The following is a 3,825-nucleotide window of genomic DNA, read 5'->3' on the forward strand; positions in this document are numbered from 1 at the left end:
CCCGACCCGGGGGTCGGGGCCTTCGGCCTCTGGGGTGAGTGACGGGACTTGAACCCGCGACTTCTTGGACCACAACCAAGTGCTCTACCGGCTGAGCTACACCCACCACGTGCGCCTGGCCTCGCGGCCCTGCGTACGTATGAAAGCTTAGCGGATTCCCGGGAGTGCTTCGATCAGTTTTCCGGGGAGTCCTCGCGCGGCTCCACGCGGCCGGTGCCGCCGGCGACCACGTCGGCGGCGATGGCGCGGGCGGTGGCGGAGTTCGGGCCCGGTTCGGGGACGAACGCGGCGGCGCGATAGTAACGCAGCTCACGGATGCTCTCGGTGATGTCGGCGAGGGCGCGGTGGCCGCCGTTCTTGTCCGGGCTCGCGTAGTAGACGCGCGGGTACCAGCGGCGCAGCAGCTCCTTGATGGAGGAGACGTCGACCATCCGGTAGTGGAGGTACTCGTCGATGCGCTTCATGTCGCGGGCGAGGAAGGTGCGGTCGGTGGCGATGGAGTTGCCGCACAGCGGGGCCTTGCCCGGCTCGGGGACGTAGCGGCGGATGTGCTCCAGGACGGCGTCCTCGGCCTCCTGGAGGGTCACGCCCTTGTCGAGCTCGGCGAGCAGGCCGGAGGTGGTGTGCATGTTGCGGACGAAGTCGCCCATGGCGTCCAGCGCGGCCTGCGGGGGTTTGATCACGACGTCGATGCCCTCGTCGAGGATGTTGAGCTCTCCGTCGGTGATCAGACAGGCCACCTCGATCAACGCGTCGTTCTCGAAGTCGAGGCCCGTCATCTCGCAGTCGATCCACACCAAACTGTCGTTCATACGGCCAGCTTAGGGGTTCGGGCGTGAGGGGCCGGACACGCCGCGGGGCGGCCTTCCGGTGAAGGCCGCCCCGGGTGGGGACGCGGTCAGTCCCAGACGAAGGAGTCGAGGATGTAGGGGTCGGAGATGCCGTTGGGCTCGCCGAGGCCGAAGATCTGGTACATCCAGTCCCAGTAGCCCAGGAACTGGGCGAGGCCCAGGCCCAGGAGCACCAGCAGGATCAGGATGAAGGTGAGGCAGCCGCATCCGCAGCCGCCCTTCTTCTTGGGCCGGGGCTGCTGGGGCTGCTGCGGGTAGGGCTGGTGGCCGGGAGCACCCGGTGCGCCCGGGTGGGGGCCCCACTGCGGCTGGTGGCCGCCGTGGGGTGCGGGCGGGCCGCCCGGGACGCCGGCGCGCGGGCCCGCGGGCGGGTAGCCCGGGGGCGGGCCGGGGCGGTTCATCGGCGGCGGGGGCATCGGCGGACCCTGCGGCGGGCGCCCCGGGGGCCGGTTCATCTGCGGGGGCGGCGGGAACGACGGCGGGTAGCCGCCGCCCGGCGGCGGCTGCGGGGGCCGGTGGTAGGACTGCTGGGGCCCGGACTGGCGCGGGTAGCCCTGTTGGGCGCCCGAGGGCGGGAAGCCCGGCTGGCCGCCGGTGCGCGGGTACCCCGGCTGGGGGCCCGAGGGCGGGGCCGCGTGCGGCGGGGGAGCCTGGCGGGAGGCGTCCGGGCGGCCCGGCGTCCACGGGGTGCCCTCGGCCGGGGCCGGGGGGACGGGCGGGGAGGCCGGCGGGGCGGGGTGCCCGGGGGTGCCCGGCGCGGGGCCGCCGTGGGCCGGGGCACCGGGATAGGGGGCGTTGGCGTCGGGTGCACCGGGCGCGCCGGAGGCCTGGTCGCCGGGGACACCGGGCGTACCCGGGACGCCGGGCGCACCGGGGGTGCCCGGCGCGGGGGCGGCGTCGGCGGGCCGGTTGCGCTCCTCCTCGGCGCGGCGCTCGGCCTCCTCGGCCTGGCGCTTCGCCTCCTCCTCGGCGCGCTTGCGGTCCTCCTCCGCGCGCTTGGCGGCCTCCTCGGCCTGCCTCTTGGCCTCCTCCTCGCGGCGCTCGGCCGCCTCGGCCTCGGCCACGCGGCGCTGTTCCTTGCGCTCCTCGGAGAGGTCGCTCCAGCCCTCCTTGAGGCTGCCCAGCAGCTTGTTGAAGCGGCCGCCCTTCTTGCCGCCCTCGTCCTCGTCCGGGGCGCCGCCGGAGAACACCGGGTCGTTGGGGTCGAACACGGCCGTGCCGCCCGCCTCGCCGCCGCCTCCGGGGGTGAACACGCGGGTGCCCGCGGTCCCGCCGCCGGCCTCGCCCGGGTCGAAGACCCGGGTGCCCGGGGTGTCGCCGAGCTCGTCGGGGTTGAAGACCCGGGTGCCGCCCGTGGCGCCGGCGCCGCCACCGGCGCCGCCGACCGCGTCCGAACCGGTGAGGTCGGCGGTGGGCAGGTCGTCGCTCAGGTCGGCGGTGGGGGCCTCCTGGTCCTGCTGGTCCCGGCCCTGGCCGTGGCCGGGCAGGTCACCGGGGGACACGCGGACGGTGGCGCCGTCGTTGACGTCGCCCGGGGGGCGGGGGGAGGGGGAGGCGGTGCCGGGGGTGACGCGCATGGTGGCGCCGTCGCTGAGGTCCGCGGTGGGCTCCTCGTCGGCGACGGGGGGTCGGCCGGGGGTGCGGCCGGGGTTGATGCGGACGGTGCCGGGTTCGTCGTCCACGGGGGCGCTCGGCGGGGGGCCGACGGGGGTGGAGGGGCCCAGGCGCACGGTTCCGGGCTCGTCGTCGATGGGCTGTCCCGCGTTCTGCCCCCAGGAGGGGTCGATGCGCATGGTGCCGAGATCGTCGTCGGCGGCCCCGGGGGAGGGGCCCAGCCGCACGGTGCCGGGATCGTCGTCGTCGGACGGGGGGCCGCCGGGCCCGCCGAGGTAGGTGGTGGCGGCCTCTTCGTCGTCGTCGGCCCCGCCACCTTGGAGTTCATCCAGGGAGCGGGTGTGCCGCGTCCACTCTTCGCCGTTCCACCATCTGAGCGTTTGCGCGTCGCCCTGCGGGTCCGCGTACCAACCCGGCTCGATAGATCCACCCATGGGGGCCAGACTAAGGGGTTTCGGAACTCTGCTCGACCAGCGGATCCCCATTCCTCGGTTTCACGGGATCATCCCGCGATGAGCCATTGCCCTGGGTGTTCACCCGATCACCGAAGGTGCCATTTCGGGCCGCGAGGAGGACCCCCGGCCGCCTTCGGCCAGCAGCCGGGCGGTGTCCAGGCGGCCCGGTCCGGGGTCGGTCGAACCCGGTACCTGGTCGAGGCCGAAGTGGCCGCCCGCGGCCCACGCCCGCTCCCGTGCCCGTTCACGCTCCCGCTCCGGACGCGCGGCGGTCCCGGTGCCGGGCGTCCCCGCGGGCCAGGTCCGGGGCACCCCCCAGGAGCCGAACCAGGCCAGCAGCGCGGACCGGCCGTGCAGGGGGCCGTGGGTGAAGGGCTCGGAGCCGTGGGCGACGACGGCGACGATCAGGCACACCCGCCCCTCGTCGCCGTGGTCCACGTGCTGCCCGTAGTGGTGGGTGGAACCGGGGGAGGGGGTGCCCCGCCGGGTCGCGGGCAGGATCTGCACGGTGTCGCCCGACAGCGGGTTCCACACCAGGTGCACGGTCCGCCGCTCCGACACCAGGCGCTCGGCCTCCTCCCGGGCCGACCACACGGTGGGGTCCGCCCCGGTCACGGTCCACACGACGCGCGGGGCGCCGATCCCGCGCGAGGCGCGGGCCCCGCCGCCGTCGATCCGCTCGACCTCGGGCATCCACGCCTTCGGCATCGCACTCCCTCGGGGATTGGTGGTTCCCGGCCCTCTCTGGGTACGCCAAGCGGCCGGAGAAGTCCATAGGGCTTCCCCCGGCGGACGGGTGCCGGTCGCCTCCCGGTCCCCGGGAGCCCCGGGCGCCCCACCTGGCGCGCGGAGCCGGACACAGGAGAAAGAGCCGGACACAGGAGAACAGGAGAACAGAAGAAGGG

At 75.2% G+C, this 3,825-nt stretch carries 3 protein-coding genes and 1 tRNA gene; all 4 read right to left on the bottom strand.

The window, feature by feature from the left end; translation table 11 throughout:
- Positions 1-30: 30 nt before the first annotated feature.
- Positions 31-106, bottom strand: a tRNA-His gene (locus tag ACJOT3_RS33335).
- 67 nt (positions 107-173) lie between these two features.
- The gene (orn, locus tag ACJOT3_RS33340) at positions 174-812 is read right to left on the bottom strand and encodes an oligoribonuclease (protein WP_406977119.1); all 639 of its coding nucleotides are present in this window, start codon (positions 810-812) and stop codon (positions 174-176) included.
- 86 nt (positions 813-898) lie between these two features.
- Positions 899-2,899, bottom strand: a complete 2,001-nt coding sequence (locus ACJOT3_RS33345; RefSeq protein ID WP_406977120.1) for a DUF2510 domain-containing protein — start codon at positions 2,897-2,899, stop codon at positions 899-901.
- Positions 2,900-2,998: 99 nt separating this feature from the next.
- Positions 2,999-3,628 (bottom strand): hypothetical protein, encoded by a 630-nt coding sequence (locus ACJOT3_RS33350; protein WP_406977121.1) that lies wholly within the window; start codon positions 3,626-3,628, stop codon positions 2,999-3,001.
- Between the last annotated feature and the right edge of the window lie 197 nt (positions 3,629-3,825).

It is taken from the genome of Nocardiopsis protaetiae (genome assembly GCF_045446735.1).
Classification (GTDB): Bacteria; Actinomycetota; Actinomycetes; order Streptosporangiales; family Streptosporangiaceae; genus Nocardiopsis; species Nocardiopsis protaetiae.